10 protein-coding genes and 1 tRNA gene are annotated in these 16,798 nt (G+C 43.4%); 10 read left to right on the forward strand and 1 reads right to left on the reverse strand.

The annotated features are described in order from the left end of the window. Positions 1 to 232: 232 nt before the first annotated feature. The 7 genes from GSQ84_RS12350 to GSQ84_RS12380 all read left to right on the forward strand — a co-directional run bounded on the left by GSQ84_RS12350 (position 233) and on the right by GSQ84_RS12380 (position 13,175). Positions 233 to 1,009 carry an SDR family NAD(P)-dependent oxidoreductase gene (locus GSQ84_RS12350; protein WP_158797585.1) on the forward strand — a complete coding sequence of 259 codons (777 nt, stop codon included), beginning with the start codon at positions 233 to 235 and terminating at the stop codon, positions 1,007 to 1,009. A 15-nt stretch (positions 1,010 to 1,024) separates the two neighbouring features. Then, complete coding sequence (locus GSQ84_RS12355) at positions 1,025 to 2,257, forward strand: enolase C-terminal domain-like protein (RefSeq protein ID WP_158797586.1); 1,233 nt, start codon at positions 1,025 to 1,027, stop codon at positions 2,255 to 2,257. 11 nt (positions 2,258 to 2,268) lie between these two features. Then, positions 2,269 to 3,924, forward strand: coding sequence for a sodium:solute symporter (locus GSQ84_RS12360; protein ID WP_158797587.1), 1,656 nt, complete (start codon positions 2,269 to 2,271; stop codon positions 3,922 to 3,924). A gap of 91 nt (positions 3,925 to 4,015) precedes the next feature. Then, entirely contained in the window at positions 4,016 to 7,171 is a 3,156-nt protein-coding gene (locus GSQ84_RS12365; protein WP_216848917.1) for a TonB-dependent receptor, read from the forward strand. A 10-nt stretch (positions 7,172 to 7,181) separates the two neighbouring features. Next, complete coding sequence (locus GSQ84_RS12370) at positions 7,182 to 8,702, forward strand: RagB/SusD family nutrient uptake outer membrane protein (protein ID WP_158797588.1); 1,521 nt, start codon at positions 7,182 to 7,184, stop codon at positions 8,700 to 8,702. A gap of 69 nt (positions 8,703 to 8,771) precedes the next feature. Next, complete coding sequence (locus GSQ84_RS12375) at positions 8,772 to 11,114, forward strand: glycoside hydrolase N-terminal domain-containing protein (RefSeq protein WP_158797589.1); 2,343 nt, start codon at positions 8,772 to 8,774, stop codon at positions 11,112 to 11,114. Between the two features lie 15 nt (positions 11,115 to 11,129). After that, positions 11,130 to 13,175: an alpha-galactosidase gene (locus GSQ84_RS12380; protein ID WP_158797590.1), complete on the forward strand. Its 2,046-nt coding sequence runs from the start codon at positions 11,130 to 11,132 to the stop codon at positions 13,173 to 13,175. 119 nt (positions 13,176 to 13,294) lie between these two features. On the opposite strand, the gene GSQ84_RS12385 is transcribed toward GSQ84_RS12380, so the two are convergent. After that, positions 13,295 to 13,368 (reverse strand) — tRNA-Met (locus GSQ84_RS12385). Between the two features lie 105 nt (positions 13,369 to 13,473). Here GSQ84_RS12385 and GSQ84_RS12390 point away from each other — a divergent pair. The 3 genes from GSQ84_RS12390 to GSQ84_RS12400 all read left to right on the forward strand — a co-directional run bounded on the left by GSQ84_RS12390 (position 13,474) and on the right by GSQ84_RS12400 (position 16,796). Next, on the forward strand, positions 13,474 to 13,854 hold the full coding sequence (locus GSQ84_RS12390; RefSeq protein ID WP_158797591.1) for an START-like domain-containing protein: 381 nt from the start codon (positions 13,474 to 13,476) through the stop codon (positions 13,852 to 13,854). A 155-nt stretch (positions 13,855 to 14,009) separates the two neighbouring features. Continuing rightward, entirely contained in the window at positions 14,010 to 15,437 is a 1,428-nt protein-coding gene (locus GSQ84_RS12395; protein WP_158797592.1) for an LptF/LptG family permease, read from the forward strand. A 144-nt stretch (positions 15,438 to 15,581) separates the two neighbouring features. Beyond that, the gene (locus GSQ84_RS12400; RefSeq protein ID WP_158797593.1) at positions 15,582 to 16,796 is read left to right on the forward strand and encodes a bifunctional 3,4-dihydroxy-2-butanone-4-phosphate synthase/GTP cyclohydrolase II; all 1,215 of its coding nucleotides are present in this window, start codon (positions 15,582 to 15,584) and stop codon (positions 16,794 to 16,796) included. The last annotated feature ends 2 nt before the right edge of the window (positions 16,797 to 16,798 follow it).

Raw genomic sequence — 16,798 nt, forward strand, 5'->3', positions numbered from 1 at the left:
TAGTATATAGTATTTAATACAATTAACAAAGTCATTTTATCTTAAATGCAGCATCCTGCTGTCTGTATTTACCATTTACGGATTGTACGGGGACAGGATTATCCATTAAAATAGCCGGATTGACTATTACATCCCGCAGCCCTGTTCCCTACATTTGGCTATCACAATTTTCACTCATTGAATCGATAAAGCAGATATAAACCATCATGAAGCCATTTAATCTCACATTAAAATGCAGTTACTAGACAATAAGGTGGTTTTTTTAACCGGCGGTACAGAGGGCATCGGGCTGGAATGCGCTACAGCTTATCAGCGTGCGGGTGCAAAGCTCTGTATCATTTCTAATACTGCCGAAAGCATCACCCTCGCAAAGGAGCGGCTGCTGGATCAGGATATTCTTTTTGTGCTGGCCGATGTGTCGGTAGCAGATGAAGTGAAGGATGCTACAGCGCAGGCTGTGCTGAGGTTTGACCGGATAGATGTGATCCATAACAATGCAGGTATTTCCAGTCCTTCAAAAACACTGGCTGATACTACCGAAGAAGAATGGACAAAGTTATTTGATACCAATGTAAAAGGTATTTATCACACCACTAAGGCCGGTATCGGGGAGCTGATCAAAACCAGAGGGGTGATCTTAAATACAGGAAGCCTGGTAGGTGAAATTGGCCAGGAGAGACATGCTGTTTATAGTGCTACCAAGGGTGCCGTTAGTGCGCTGACCAAATCTATGGCGCTGGATTATGCAGTCCATGGTATACGTGTAAATGCTGTGGCCCCGGCAGGTGTATGGACGCCGATGCTGAAAAATTGGAGCAGCCAGCAGCCTGACCCTTCTTCTATTGAGAATTACCTGAACGAGATCCATGCTTTAGGTTACTGTCCGGAAGGGGATGTGGTTGCAGACGCCTGTTTGTTCCTGATTTCAGGTCTCGCAAGGTTTATTACCGGCTGTATACTGCCTGTAAGCGGTGGTGCCGAGTTGGGATATAGAAGGATGATGGTATAATTTCAATAAGATATAATGATAAAAAAGACAGTAATCAGAGATATGCGTTATGCACTGGATGGCAACGCCGGCAGTGATGCTGTTCACCGTAAGCCTGTATATTCTTATGCGGTAACACAGTTGATAGACGATAGCGGGATAACCGGTGTTGGATTTGCCTTTACGCTGGGTGAGGGTAACGACCTGGTGTGTAAGGCTGCCCAATATTATGCTCGGCAGCTGGTGGGGAAGGATATTGAAGAGACGATGGCTGATTTTGGACAATTGTTCAGACAATTGTCAGATGATCCGCAATTCCGCTGGCTTGGGCCGCATAAAGGTGTAGTGCAGCTGGCACTGGCTTCGGTAACCAATGCCTGTTATGATCTTTGGGCTAAAAAAAGGGGGCTTCCTTTGTGGAAACTGCTCAACGACCTGGCACCCGAAGAACTGATTGCTACGCTCGATTTTTCTTACCTGGAAGATGAGCTGACCAGGGAACAGGCGCTAGCCATATTGGTTGCAGAACAGCAGGGGAAAACGGCAAGGGAACAAATTCTCACTTCGGGTTATCCCGGTTATGATACTTCCATCGGGTGGTTCAACTATTCTGATGAAAAAGTAAGGGAGAATTGCCACAAAGCTATTGCTGAAGGATTTAAGGCCATGAAGCTGAAAGTAGGTTCTGAAGATTTTAACCGGGATATCCGCCGTGCCTTTATTGTAAGGGAGGTGGCTGGTGAGGATGTTAAAGTAATGCTGGATGCCAACCAGCAATGGAACCTGCCACAGGCGATAGAAATTTGTGGTCAGCTAAAAAGCATGAACCCTTACTGGATAGAAGAGCCTACGCACCCGGATGATATTCTGGCACATCAGCAGCTCGCGCAAATCATTGCTCCGGTAAAGATCGCTTTGGGAGAACATGTACCTAATAAAGTGTTGTTTAAAAATTACCTGCAGGCGGGTGCAGCGGCGTTTATCCAGGTAGATGCCGTAAGGGTAGGCGGTGTTAGTGAATTTTTGACAGTGAGCCTGCTTTGTAAGAAGTTTGGTATTCCTGTGGTGCCTCATGTAGGGGATATGGGGCAATTGCATCAGCACCTGGTTTTATTTAACCATATTTCTATGGGGCATGAAGCTTTGTTTTTGGAACACATTCCTCATTTAAAGCAACACTTTGCTCATCCTGCACAAATTACCGGAGGTTTTTATCAAACACCTATGGAGCCCGGAAGTAGCTGTGATTTGTTAGCTTTAAAGGATTAGCGTTCAATAGCATGATACATTCTTTAGATACGGGTATTGCCATCGTTTATATCGCTGCCATTTTTGTCATTGGCTTATGGTCAGGAATCAGGCATCAGTATAAAAATGCTAAAAACAAAAATGCCGCAGGAGAATATTTCCTGGCCGGTAAAAGCCTGCGCTGGCCGGTGATTGGTATGGCTTTATTTGCCACGAATATATCTTGTGTCCATCTGGTCAGTTTAGCTCAGAGCGGTTTTGATACTGGTTTGCTAAATGGAAATTTTGAATGGATGGCTGCCTTTACGCTGATTTTACTGGCGCTGTTCTTTGTACCTTTTTATATCCGGTCGGGGATCACCACCCTGCCCGATTTCCTGGAGAAACGTTATGACCGTGCCAGCAGGGACTGGCTTTCTGTTGTTTCTGTTTTATCTGCCATTGTTGTTCATATTTCCTTCTCCCTGCTTGCCGGTGGCATTGTACTGCAAACCCTGTTTGGCGTAAATCTATATACCAGTATCATCGTGATCTCAGTGATCACGGCCATTTATACCGTGATCGGCGGTTTAAAAGCAGTTGTGGTTACCGAATCTATTCAAACGGTAGTCCTGTTGAGCGGGGCGATGATCATGAGTGTGGTAGCCTATCAGAAAATGGGGGGCTGGGAACCTATGGTAGCGGTATTGGAGAAGAATCATCAGCTGGAAAAATTGTCTATGATGAGGCCGCAGGGGGATAGCAGCGGACTGCCCTGGTATGCTGTTTTTTTAGGATACCCTATCCTTGGGATATGGTACTGGTGTGCCGATCAGACGATTGTACAGCGTGTACTAGGTGCCCGGGATGAAAACAATGCACGGATGGGACCTTTGTTTTGCGGTTTCATTAAGATCCTGCCGGTTTTTATTTTCGTGATGCCTGGACTATTTGCTTATACTTTATCTAAAACGGGGCATCTGGATATTTCTGCGCTGAAAACTTTTGTTAATGGGAAAGAGGTGGTAAATAGTAAAGGTATTTATACACTGATGATCGTACAATTAATCCCAAAGGGATTGGCGGGTGTGCTGGTGGCGGCACTGCTATCAGGATTGATGAGCCAGATATCCGGGGCACTAAATTCCATTTCAACACTGGCCAGTTATGATATTTACCGTCGGCGCAAACCTGAAGCTACGGATAAACAGCTGGTGAATGCCGGCAAAATCGCCGCAGCGATATCACTGGTGTTCTCCTTATTGTTATTGCCTTTGTTGAACAACTATGAGAGTATTTTTAACGGACTGAATGATATCATCGCACATATTGCGCCGCCTATCACCTGTGTGTTTTTACTGGGCGTTTTCTGGAGTAAGGCATCGGCCCTTTCTGCCAGGTACACCTTATATATTGGGTCTGCTACCGGGCTGGTTACTTTCATCGCTGGAAAGGTTTTTCCAGCTTCTTTCATCGGGCAAATCCCTTTTATGATGATTGCCTTTTACCTTTTTTGTTTTTGTGTTTTTATCCAGGTAACATTCTCTTATATCTACCCTGTTCAGCATACGGCTGAAAGTGCAAGGCTCTATTGGAAGACCCCATTGGAAGCTTTGCAAAGTAAGGGATGGAAAGGATTGGGCAATTATAAGCTGTTATCTGCCCTGCTGATCATTATCATGTCAGCATTATTTTGGTTTTTCAGGTGATTTAATCGAATAATCCATCTAGGTTAATGATTAATCCATTTATAAGGAAAGGATTACCAAATACATTTACCTAACCAAAGTAAACACGATTATGAACAGAAATGCTACCCAATTCTCTTGGAATAGTACTGATTTAAAAACTCTCTTCCGGGTATTCCAATTTTATTTCTCTAACAGGTTCACCAGGTTGCTGGCCCTGTGTTTGTTCCTCCTTCAATTGATGACTTTACCTGCCTTTTCTCAGGATCTGTTGATACAGGGAAAAGTATCTGATGCACAAAGCCCGCTGCCGGGAGTGGCCATTAAGATCCAGGGAGTTAATGCCGGAGGAACATCTACCGATAATGATGGCCATTATGTGCTGAAGGTATCGCCGGGAGCAGTACTTGTTTTTTCTTCTATCGGCTATAAACCGCAAACGATCACAGTAGGTGTACTTAAAACGATTAATGTTGTGCTGGAAGCAGATGCCAAATCCCTGACCGAAGTAGTGGTAGTGGGTTATGGTACGCAGAAGAAGGTAAACCTTACCGGTGCGGTAGCCACCGTTAGCGGGGATGACATGATCAAACGACCGGTAGTGAATACCGCATCAATGCTGCAGGGCACTATGGCCGGGGTGCAGGTAACACAAAGCACCGGGGAGCCGGGCAATGAAGGGGTATCCATCAGGATTAGGGGGAATGGTACTTTTAGCGGTGCAGGATCCGATCCGTTGGTACTGGTAGATGGTGTTCAGGGAAACCTTACCGATATTAATCCTAATGATATTGAGAATGTTTCCGTTCTTAAAGATGCAGCATCAGCTTCTATCTATGGATCAAGGGCAGCCAATGGCGTAATTCTGGTAACCACCAAAAAGGGGAAATCAGGTAAAATGGTGATTGAATACAGCGCCAATGTAGGGATCTATAAACCTACGGAAATGCTAAAGCTGATCACCAATTCGGCTACCTATATGGACCTGTATAATGAAGCAAGGATCAATTCGGGATTGACAGATGTAAACAGTCTCTATCCGCAAAGCCAGATTGATCTTTACCGCAACAGTACCGATAGGGTGCATTATCCAAACACCGACTGGTTAAGCCTGATTTTTAAAACAGCGCCGACACAAAACCACAACCTGACATTTAGCGGCGGTAATGAAAAAACTACCTATAATGTTTCGTTGGGTTATATCGATGAAAACGGGATCATGAAGGGCTTTAATTATAAAAAATATAATGCCCGGATCAACCTTACCTCAGCCGTAAATGACCACATTAAGTTCGGTACCAATATTTTATTAAAGTCGGGTACTACCACTTCTACGCCTTTTGGTTCAGAGGATATGTTTTTATCGGCAATGTCGCAGGCACCTACGTATGGTCCGTATTTAACAGATGGAAGCGGGCATTTAACTTATAAAGCTTATGATTTTGAATACAATAATAAAAATCCATTCGGGGTTTTAAATAATAATATATCGCACAATACCAATGATTATTCGGCCAATGTCCAGGCATGGTTCCAGGTGAATTTTACTAAAGACTTCTCCTGGTATACCAAAGGGGCTGTGAATGCAGAGTTTGATAAGTACAAAGATTTCCGGAGCCAAGTGCCTGAATACAATTGGCAAACCAACCAGCAGGCAACTTTATTGGATCTGGGTAGCGGTTTAACAGATCAGGATCAGCAAACGATCTATACCAATTTATACAGTTACCTGAATTACGACCATACGTTTGGCAGTCACAATATCAAGGCTCAGGCAGGTTACAGTTTAGAGCAAAATCATTACCAGTATCTCCAGGGATACAGGAAAGATTTTCCCGATCCGGACTTGAGGGAGTTAAACGGCGGCAGTCCCTCTGTTCAAACCACTTATGGTACAGGTAATCAATGGGCACTGATGTCTTTTTTCGGCCGTCTGGATTATAATTATAGAGAACGCTATTTACTGGAGGGCAACCTGAGGTACGACCAGAGTTCAAAGTTTTCACCAGGACACCGGCTGGGGGTATTTCCTTCTTTCTCTGCAGGATGGCGCGTAACTGAAGAACCATTTTTTAAGCAGTTGGATCTTACCTGGGTTGATAACCTGAAAGTACGGGGTTCATGGGGTAAGCTGGGTAACCAGAATATTGTGATCAATGGTAATGGAGTGAATTATCCTTATCAGGCACTGCTTAATCTAACCGGGAATTATTCTTTTGATAATTCATCTTTATCTACAGGTGTAGCACAATCAGGCTTAAACAATCCGATCATCCAGTGGGAAACAACAACCATGACCGATATAGGATTAGACCTGACGTTTTTCAAGAATTTCACCTTAACAGCAGATTATTATAATAAGAAAACATCAGATATTTTAAGACAGTCGCAGGTTACTGCGGTGGTAGGTTTGACTGCGCCCACTATCAATGATGGAGTGGTTGATAACAAGGGAGTAGAACTTGGGCTGACTTATAACAATAAGATTAAAGGCGGTTCACTGAGTGGGTTTACGTATAGTGCAGGGATCAATCTGGATCACAATACCAATAAGCTGGTACAATTTGGCCAGCAGGAAATTGGCTCTTATTCCATTAACCAGAATGGACAACCCTGGAATTCTTTTTATATGCTGCAGGTAACGGGCATTTTTCAGACTGCTGCGGAAGTGGCCAGTTCACCAAAACAGTATAACGACAATACCTTACCCGGTGATTTAAAGTATAAGGACGTTAATGGCGATGGTAAGATCGATGATAAAGACCGTACCATTATTGGCGGTGTTTATCCTAAACTAAATTACTCCCTTAATTTTTCTGTCAGCTGGAAAGGATTTGATCTTTCGGCCATGATGCAGGGTGTTTATGGAGTGAAGTATTTTGTGAATAACTGGGGTACAATTCCTTTTGTACAGGGGGCACCACCAACTACCGACTGGCTGAACCGCTGGACACCAGATAATCCTTCCACCACCATGCCGAGGATTTACTGGGGAGGAGATGCACCGCAGAAGATTACCCGTGCGTCTACCTTTTTCTTACAGGACGGATCTTACCTGAGGCTTAAAAATCTGGTCTTTGGTTACACCATTCCTTCAGCAATAACAAAACGGGCGGGGATTGAAAGGTTAAGGGTATACTTTTCCGGGGATAACCTGTTCACTGCTACCAAGTATCCGGGGCTTGACCCTGAACGTGGCGGCAGCGGGGACTACCTGCAGTATCCTGCCAATAAAATCTATTCTTTGGGTGTAAATGTTACTTTTTAACTGCTCAGCTATGAAAACTAAATTATTCATCACACTATTTATTACAGGGCTTATTTTGAGTTCATGTAAAAAAGCGCTCGACCTAAACCCGCTTGATCAGATCTCCACCGCTACCTTCTGGAAGTCGAAAGGTGATTTTGATAAAGCACTGACCGCAGTTTATGCTTCTATGCAGTCTGCTGAGTTCACTTCTGAATTGCCGGCAAGGGATAACCTGACCGATAATTCTTATGGCCAGTTTAATACAGGTAATATGAACGATGTTGACCAGGGAAATTTAAATACTTCCACCCAGGGTTATGAACTCTCTTTTTATAATGACAGTTATAGCGGAATTGCAAGGATAAATATTTTTCTGCAGCAGCTCACCGCTTATAATGGTGCAGACGTTACCGATGCGATTAGAAAACAATACCAGGGTGAAGCACAGTTTATCCGCGCGTTTTATTATTTCCAGCTGTACATGACTTATGGCGATGTGCCCCTGGTTTTGGAACCGCTAAGCCTGGAGACACAAAAACAACCCAACGTGGCTGCGGCTAAGATACTGGCACAAATAGAGAGCGACCTGGATTTTAGTATCGCCAACCTGAGTACCAACCCTTATTTTAGTAATGGCGGCCATGCTGCTGCCTCATCAGCGCAGGCTTTTAAAGCCAGGGTACTGCTTTATGCCGCTTTTGGTACTACAGGAACTCCTGATCTGACCATATTGGCACAGGTAAGGGATCTTTGCAAACCCCTGATGACACAGTATACGCTGAGCAAAAATTTTGAGGATGTATTCCGCGATGCGACGCAAAAGAACAATACAGAGATTATTTTTTCTATTAATTTCCTGGCGCCAAATAATACCAATTCCCTAGATCTGTATTATGGCGACTGGGATATGGCGGCGCCGCTCCAAAATTTTGTGGATAGTTTTGAGTGTACCGATGGCCTGCCTTATGGGGTTTCTCCATTAACCAATACCAGTGCACCTTTTACTAACCGTGACCCAAGGCTGGCAAAAACGGTATATGTAGATTTTGTTGATTTCGGAAACGGGCTTGTGCATCATCCTTCCAATCCAAGGCCTATGGGATATGGCGTCATTAAGTTCCTGGAACCATCCAATATCCCTTATGGTTTTTCTACATTGAGCCAACAGGATGTAGTAGTCCTTCGTTTGAGTGAAGTGCTCCTGATGTATGCAGAAGCAGAGAATGAAATTTCGGGCCCTGATGCAACGGTTTATCAGGCAATGACTACCCTTCGTGCACGTGTAAATATGCCGCCTTTTCCTGCGGGACTTACCCAGGGAGAGATGCGGGACAGGATAAGACATGAGCGCAGGATAGAACTTGCCTTTGAAGGCGGCTTGCGTTATTACGATATTGTAAGATGGCATGCCGGCGACCAGATCTTAAATAATGTGAAGGATAGTTTGTTACCTTATCATTTTGAAGATAAGTTTTATAAATGGCCGCTTCCACAAACAGAAATAGATAAAAGCGGTGGTGTTTTGATTCAAAACCCGGATTACAAATAAGAGAGAAGACGGATGAGATTATTCTTTAATTTCATCCGTTGCCTAATACCTGTTTAACCCCTATACCTGATGATGAAAAAGTATTTTTTGATAGTCATAGTCTGCTGTCTTAGTCTGCACGAATTGAGTTACGGCCAAAGCCAGCCTTTGCGGTTATGGTATAATCAGCCTGCACAATTATGGGAAGAGACCCTGCCCCTGGGCAATGGAAGGCTGGGCATGATGCCAGACGGAGGGGTAAATAAGGAAAATATAGTATTGAATGATATTACCATGTGGTCTGGGGCGCCGCAGGATGCCAATAATTATGAGGCCTATAAACAATTGCCGGAGATCAGAAAGTTACTGATAGCGGGTAAAAACGATCAGGCACAGGCTTTAATCGATAAATCTTTTATCTGCACTGGTAAAGGATCGGCAGATGTGCCTTTTGGCTGTTACCAGATACTGGGGAACCTTCATCTGGATTACAGTTATGGCAGCGGAGATCATCCTGCGGTTAATTACACAGATTACCATAGGGAGCTATCTTTGAAAACAGCTATTGCCAGTTGTAGCTACCAAATCAACGGGGTGACCTATAAAAGAGAGTACATCACAAGTTTTGGCGACGATGTAGCTATGATCAGAATCACAGCAGATCATCCCGGGGCAATTAACTGTCGCATAAGCATTGACCGCCCTGAACGGTCGGTTACAAAGGCCAGCAGCAATGAACTCCGTTTATCCGGACAGCTGGATAATGGAACGGATGGTAAAGGGTTGCAGTATCAGTCGATTATAAAGGCAAAACTGAAAGACGGGAAATTGTTTGCCGAAGGAAATTCATTACAGGTGAAGAATGCAACAGAGCTGATCATTTATGTGGCGGCAGCTACAGATTTCCGGAAACCATTGGCTGGAACTAATGAACTTACCCTAAGCAGGGCAATGCAGAAACCATTTGCTCTTGAGCAAAAGCAGCATGTAGAAGCCTACCAAAAACTATTTGACCGCGTTAGTGTCAATTTGGGTGGCGGGAATGCAGCAGATGAGCCGACAGATAAAAGACTGATTTCTTTTCATAAAAATCCGGATGCTGATAAAGGCCTGCCGGTCTTGTTTTTTCAATATGGCCGCTATTTAACCATTTGCAGTACCCGTGTAGGTTTATTACCGCCCAACCTCCAGGGATTATGGGCCAACCAGGTGCATACGCCATGGAACGGAGACTATCACCTGGATGTGAATGTGCAGATGAACCACTGGCCGGTAGAGGTAACCAATCTTTCGGAGCTGAACCTTCCTTTGGTGGAACTGGTGAGAGGGTTGGTTAAACCAGGTGAGCGAACAGCAAAAGCCTATTATAATGCCAATGGCTGGGTAGCCCATGTGATCACTAACGTATGGGGATTTACCGAACCTGGTGAAAGCGCTTCATGGGGAGTAACTAAAGCCGGGTCAGGCTGGTTATGCAATAATATCTGGCAGCACTATGAGTTTACCAATGATGAGCATTACCTGAAAAGTATATATCCTATTTTAAAAGGGTCGGCAGAGTTTTACAACAGTATCCTGATTAAAGATCCTAAAACGGGCTGGCAGGTAACAGCACCTTCTTCATCACCAGAAAATTCTTTTTATATGGCTGATGGCAGTGGTAAGCAGGCCAGTATTTGCATGGGGGCTACCATCGATAACCAGATTATCCGGGAGTTGTTTAACAACGTGATCAGGGCTTCAGAAACATTAGGTACGGATGCTGCTTTCCGAAAAACATTGCAGGCCAGGCTAAAGGAATTGCCCCCGGCAGGAGTGGTGAGTAAGGACGGCCGTATCATGGAGTGGCTAGAGGATTACAAAGAAACGGATATTCATCACCGCCATATTTCCCATTTATATGGCCTTTATCCAGCATCGCTGATCACTCCTGAACATACACCGGCTTTAGCTGCTGCGGCAAAGAAAACGCTGGAAGTAAGGGGCGATGACGGGCCAAGCTGGTCTATTGCTTATAAACTGCTGTTCTGGGCGAGGTTGCATGATGGTAACCGGGCATATAAATTGTTTACAGAGATCATGAAACCTACGCTAAAAACAGACGTTAATTACGGTGCTGGTGGGGGTATTTATCCCAATCTGTTATCCGCAGGGCCACCTTTTCAGATCGATGGGAATTTTGGTACGACGGCCGGAATAGCAGAAATGCTGTTGCAAAGCCACGCCGGGTTTATTGAGTTCATCCCGGCAATCCCGGATAGCTGGAAATCTTCGGGCGAAGTGAAAGGCTTAAAAGCCAGAGGTAATTATACGATAGATTTTAAATGGAAAAATGGTTTGGTGACCAGTTATCATGTGAAATCTAAGAATGCCCGAAAGATGAAAATAAAGGTGAACGGGCAAATAAAGGAAATACAAGCTGAACTTATTTAATCAATTCTGAGTAACATGTTTAAAAAATTAACGGTTATTGTTTTAATTGCTTTGACTACAAAGTGTAGCTATTCTCTGCCTTTCCATCGTGTTTTGGCGCCATCTCAAACCATTCATATCTTATATGGTCATGGAAATGAGATGATCTATTCGCTGAAAAGTGGTACAATGGATGTGATCATTCATCAAAAAGCTATTCTTTATCAGCTGTACGGAGTGGTTAAAACCGGTGGAAAGACCATCTCCTCGAAAGATTATACCTTGCGCACTTATAAACAAATACCTATTACAGATCATCTTGGAAAAGGAATTAAACATATCGTTACGCTAAGTGGGGCAGGGCTGCCGGAGATGAGGCAGGTATTTTATACTTATCCAGGAAGAGTGTATTTCTTTGCAGAGATAGAGTTGAGGGGAAATAACCTGTCGACAAATTATATGGCACCGCTGGTTGGGCAGTTTATGTCTGTTGGAAATGAAGCCCGTACTTTGTTTGTCCCTTTTGACAATGATACTTTTATCAGTTATGATGCAAAACCATTTGCTGGTACTATGGTAAACACCAGTTCTGAAGTGGGTACTGTGTATGATAATAAAAGTCGTGCGGGTATCGTGACTGGTTCTGTGGAACATGGTTTATGGAAAACAGGTGTAAAAACTTCTGCCGGTAAAGGCAGTGCTCCTCAGCTGGAAGTATGGGGAGGTTATACCGAAGAAAGTGTAACCAGAGATTCTATTCCCCATGGGATGGTTAGTGGAGATGTGGTTAAATCGCCAAAGGTATTTCTCGGCTTTTTTCCCGACTGGAGACAGGGACTGGAAGAATATGCAAAGGTTAACCGTTTGCTTGATCCGCCTTATGTTTTTAACTGGAAGAAACCAACCCCTGTTGGCTGGAACAGCTGGGGTGTAATGCAGGATAAACTTACATATGCAAAAGCCGTGAAGGTGGTTGATTTTTTTGCAGACAGTTTAGCCGGTTTTAGGGTAGGGCACACTGCTTTTATTGACCTGGATTCTTATTGGGATAAGCTGGTTACAAATGGTGATGACCGCATGCTGAAGCAGTTTGCTGATTATTGCAAATCAAAAGGATTGGAACCAGGTATCTACTGGGCACCATTTACAGATTGGGGAGATAAAAATAACGGCGACCGAAAAGTAGAAGGCAGTAATTACCATTACAGTGATTTATGGACAAAAGTTGGCAAGGGTTACCACGACCTGGATGGCGCCAGGGCACTCGATCCCACACATCCTGGTACAAAACAGCGGATAACATGGTTTATGAACAGGTTTAAAGCCTGTGGTTTTAAAATGATAAAAATTGATTTTCTGGGGCATGCGGCCATTGAGTCTGACCATTTTTATGACCCGCGGATCACTACGGGTATGCAGGCTTACAGGGAAGGGATGGAATATGTAGTTAACCAGCTGGATAGTAAAATGTTTATCTATGCTGCGATTTCGCCCAGTTTAGCTACCGGCAGGTATGTGCATAGCCGCCGTATTGCTTGTGATGCGTTTAAAACGATAGCCCATACCAGTTATACCTTAAACAGTTTGAATTATGGCTGGTGGCAGACTTATCTGTATAATTATGTAGACGCAGACCATATCGTTTTCGCTAATGAACCCATAGGAGTAAACCGGGCAAGGCTGCTTTCATCTATCATCACAGGTACAATGATCACCGGTGATGATTTCTCTGTTCATGGGCCATGGTCATCGCGGGCAGGCCATTTTTATCAGGACAAGGAATTGCTGCGGCTGGTGCAAAACGGGAAAGCCTTCCGGCCGGTTGAAGGGGATAGCGGTAACGGTACTTCGGAAATGTTTACGAAACAGATTGGCCCTGATTTTTATCTTGCTGTTTTTAATTACGGAACTAAGGCTAAAAATTATCCTATAAACCTTAAAAGAATAGGCTTGTCGCCAGCTGGCCATTATCAAATCTCTGAGCTGCTGCAGCATGGTGCTGTTCCTATCACAGGATCAATGCACATTAGGGTAAATGGGGCCGATGCTGTGTTGTATAAGTTTACCAGGGTGCAACATTAGTATTTGCTGCCATCCAATTCCCGTCAATTATATTATTTTCCTGAAAATGCTGTAAAGCGGAATGTTTTAGCTATTATGCGATGCAACGAAAAAAAGCCCATCTTTCGATGAGCTTTTAGTAGCGGGAAGCAGGATCGAACTGCCGACCTCAGGGTTATGAATCCTGCGCTCTAACCATCTGAGCTACCCCGCCATGGGGAGGTTCTTTTTTAAAGAGTTGCAAATATAGAATAAAATACTTTTCTTTAGAAAAAAATAAAAAAATAATCTACAAATAACAAGATATAAGCGATTTAAGATGTCAGAAAAGAAAAAGTTTACACTGGAATATGAGTTAAAGTCGTCTCCGCGTATTTTGTTTAGCTTTATTAGCGAGCCCAACGGTTTATCACAATGGTTTGCTGATGATGTAGTTTTCCGTGATCAGGTCTATACTTTTACCTGGGATGATGAGGTGCAAAAAGCAAAAATGTTAAGTTTCAAAGAGAATAAAATGGTAAAGTTCAAATGGATTGATGACGAGCCGCAATGTTATTTTGAGATGGAGATTGTGCAGGACGAATTGACTAATGATGTAGCCCTGTCTATCACAGATTTTGCTACTGAAGATACGCTTAAAGAAAGAACACAGATCTGGGATAATCAGATTACCTATTTGCATAGCGTAATTGGTGCATAAGGCTTATATCAACACAATTATCAATCTTTAAAAGCGTTAAGCTGATGCAGGTTTTAGCCGCATATTTTTATTGATTATGAAACCATCATGATCTTTTTACTTTTTGTAATCTTTAAGATCATGATGGTTTCAGTTGCATTGTATACATTTGTACATTGAAAAAGATTCATAAACTACTACTCCAGGCATTCATCAGACCATTTTTCGTCACTTTTTTTATCGTGATGTTTATCCTGCTGATGCTTTTCCTGTTTAAATATGTTGATGATTTAATAGGAAAAGGGTTTGAATGGTATACTATCCTGGAGCTGATGTTCTATGCTTCGGCCTCCAATGTGTCCATGGCCTTGCCGCTGGCCATATTGTTATCTTCCATCATGACTTTTGGAACGCTGGGAGAGAATTATGAGCTGGTAGCTATTAAATCGGCAGGCATTTCCCTGCAGAAAGCGATGATGCCGCTGCTGATCCTGATCATTGGTATTGCTTTTGCCTCTTTTCTATTTTCTGAATACATGTTACCAAAGGCGAACCTGAAGTATGGGTCGCTGTTATGGGATGTGCGGAACAAAAAACTATCTTTTTTAATCAAGGAAGGCGTATTTAACAACAGCATACCCGGTTACTCTATTCGTGTGGATAAAAAAGGTGAGGATGGAACTACACTGACGGGGATCATGATCTACGACCATACCGGTAACAACGGGGTTGCCAAGATCATTATTGCGAAAGATGGAACCATGAATACTACCAGGGATAAGCAGTACATGGTGCTTAAGCTCAACAATGGGATCAGGTATGAAGAATCCAGCGGTCAGGATGCAGCCTATAATCCAAGACAGCAGTTTACCAGGATGCGGTTTGGGCAAACGGTACAGAAGTTTGACATTTCCAGCTTTAAGATGAACAGGACCGATGAAAAAAGTTTCGGATCTAATAACCAGATGCTGAACCTGAAAGGATTGACGCATAAAAGGGATTCGCTGACTAAAGAACTGGATAGTGTAGACCGTTTTGCGAGGCTAACTATCGGAAGTTATCTGAAGCTCAATAATTATACAAAAGGATATACAAAAGTTAAAATAAAACCCATTGTGATTAAAGGGCCAATTTTGAACAGTATACCACAGGATAGAAGAATGACTGCGATGCAGGGGGCTATAGATCAGGCCTCATCGATCAAGCAAACCACAGAAGGCAGGCTTCCCGATCATAAGGACCGTGTGGGTAACCTGATCAGGATCAGGATTGAATACCAGCGTAAATTTACCCTGGCAGTTTCCTGTTTGATGCTGTTTTTTATCGGTGCCCCACTGGGCGCTATCATCAGAAAGGGTGGCCTGGGTTTACCCGTGGTGATGGCCATTGTTTTCTTTCTTTTTTATCATATTATATCTACAGTAGCAGAGAAATCAGCTAACCAGGGCAATATCAATCCAATACTCGGCATATGGATGGCTGTGATTGTGCTGACGCCGGTAGGAGGCTTTTTAACCTATAAAGCTACTGTGGACTCTGCTATTTTTGATATTTCAGTATACAAAACATTCTTCAATAGCCTCTTCAAAAAAAAGAAGAACTAAAAACCCAAATAATAGCCGCTTCCCTTCCTTACTTAAGGATGATATATAAACATTAAATATTATCATGGAAGGTTGTAACTTTGTTTAACATTCTTACGTATGGGTAATATGTTATATCTTTAAATAAGAGGAATAAAGCTCAAAATGGAAATTAAACTGAACGCAATAGAAGATGCTATTGCAGATATAAAAGCAGGTAAAGTGGTGATCGTTGTTGACGATGAAGATCGTGAGAATGAGGGTGATTTTGTTACCGCTGCTGAGAATGCTACTCCTGAAGTGATTAACTTTATGGCTACCTATGGCAGGGGCCTGATCTGTGCCCCGCTTACTGAAGCCCGCTGCGATGAGCTGAACCTGAATTTGATGGTGGGCAAAAATACAGCTCCCCATGAAACGAATTTCACTGTTTCTGTAGATTTGGTTGGCCATGGCTGTACCAGTGGTATTTCTGCGTCAGACCGCTCTAAAACTATGCTGGCATTGATTAATCCGGATACTGACCCTGAAGAATTGGGCAGGCCCGGACATATCTTTCCTTTGCGTGCCAAAGATGGCGGCGTATTGAGACGTGCCGGACATACCGAAGCAGCAGTAGACCTGGCCAGATTGGCTGGAATGGCTCCTGCAGGGGTAATTGTAGAGATCATGAAAGTTGACGGAGAAATGGCCAGACTGCCAGACCTGATGCTAATCGCTGCACAACACCAGTTAAAAATAATTTCTATTAAAGACCTGATCGCCTATCGGCTGAGCAAAGAAAGTTTGATCAGGGAAGAGGTAACGATCAACCTGCCGACAGAGTGGGGCGATTTTAAAATGACCGCTTATACCCAACTGGAAAATAATGCTACCCATCTGGCTTTAAGTAAAGGAGAATGGACAGCAGATGAAGCCGTTCTGGTAAGGGTACACAGCTCTTGCGTTACAGGTGATATTTTTGGCTCCTGCCGATGTGATTGCGGCCCTCAGCTGCACCGCGCTATGGAAATGATACAGGCGGAAGGTAAAGGGATTGTTGTCTATATGAACCAGGAAGGCCGCGGTATTGGACTGGTAAATAAGTTGCTGGCCTATAACCTTCAGGATGCCGGTTTTGATACCGTTGAAGCAAATATACAGTTGGGCTTTAAAGGCGATGAACGTGATTACGGCGTGGGTGCACAGATCTTAAGGGCACAGGGTGTTACAAAAATGCGACTGATGTCAAATAACCCAACAAAAAGGGCCGGCTTAATTGGTTACGGATTAGAGGTTGTAGAGAATATTCCGATTGAAATTCTGAGTAATACGCATAACGAAACTTATCTGAAAACCAAAAGAGATAAAATGGGTCATACCATTATGAAACCATTATAGTT

Source organism: Pedobacter sp. L105 (genome assembly GCF_009765875.1).
GTDB lineage: Bacteria > Bacteroidota > Bacteroidia > Sphingobacteriales > Sphingobacteriaceae > Pedobacter.

Excerpts from the sequence above, each read along its gene's own strand:
- GSQ84_RS12350 (WP_158797585.1), top strand. The coding sequence starts at position 233 with ATGCAGTTACTAGACAATAAGGTGGTTTTTTTAACCGGCGGTACAGAG.
- GSQ84_RS12355 (WP_158797586.1), top strand. The coding sequence starts at position 1,025 with ATGATAAAAAAGACAGTAATCAGAGATATGCGTTATGCACTGGATGGC.
- GSQ84_RS12360 (WP_158797587.1), top strand. The coding sequence starts at position 2,269 with ATGATACATTCTTTAGATACGGGTATTGCCATCGTTTATATCGCTGCC.
- GSQ84_RS12365 (WP_216848917.1), top strand. The coding sequence starts at position 4,016 with ATGAACAGAAATGCTACCCAATTCTCTTGGAATAGTACTGATTTAAAA.
- GSQ84_RS12370 (WP_158797588.1), top strand. The coding sequence starts at position 7,182 with ATGAAAACTAAATTATTCATCACACTATTTATTACAGGGCTTATTTTG.
- GSQ84_RS12375 (WP_158797589.1), top strand. The coding sequence starts at position 8,772 with ATGATGAAAAAGTATTTTTTGATAGTCATAGTCTGCTGTCTTAGTCTG.
- GSQ84_RS12380 (WP_158797590.1), top strand. The coding sequence starts at position 11,130 with ATGTTTAAAAAATTAACGGTTATTGTTTTAATTGCTTTGACTACAAAG.
- GSQ84_RS12390 (WP_158797591.1), top strand. The coding sequence starts at position 13,474 with ATGTCAGAAAAGAAAAAGTTTACACTGGAATATGAGTTAAAGTCGTCT.
- GSQ84_RS12400 (WP_158797593.1), top strand. The coding sequence starts at position 15,582 with ATGGAAATTAAACTGAACGCAATAGAAGATGCTATTGCAGATATAAAA.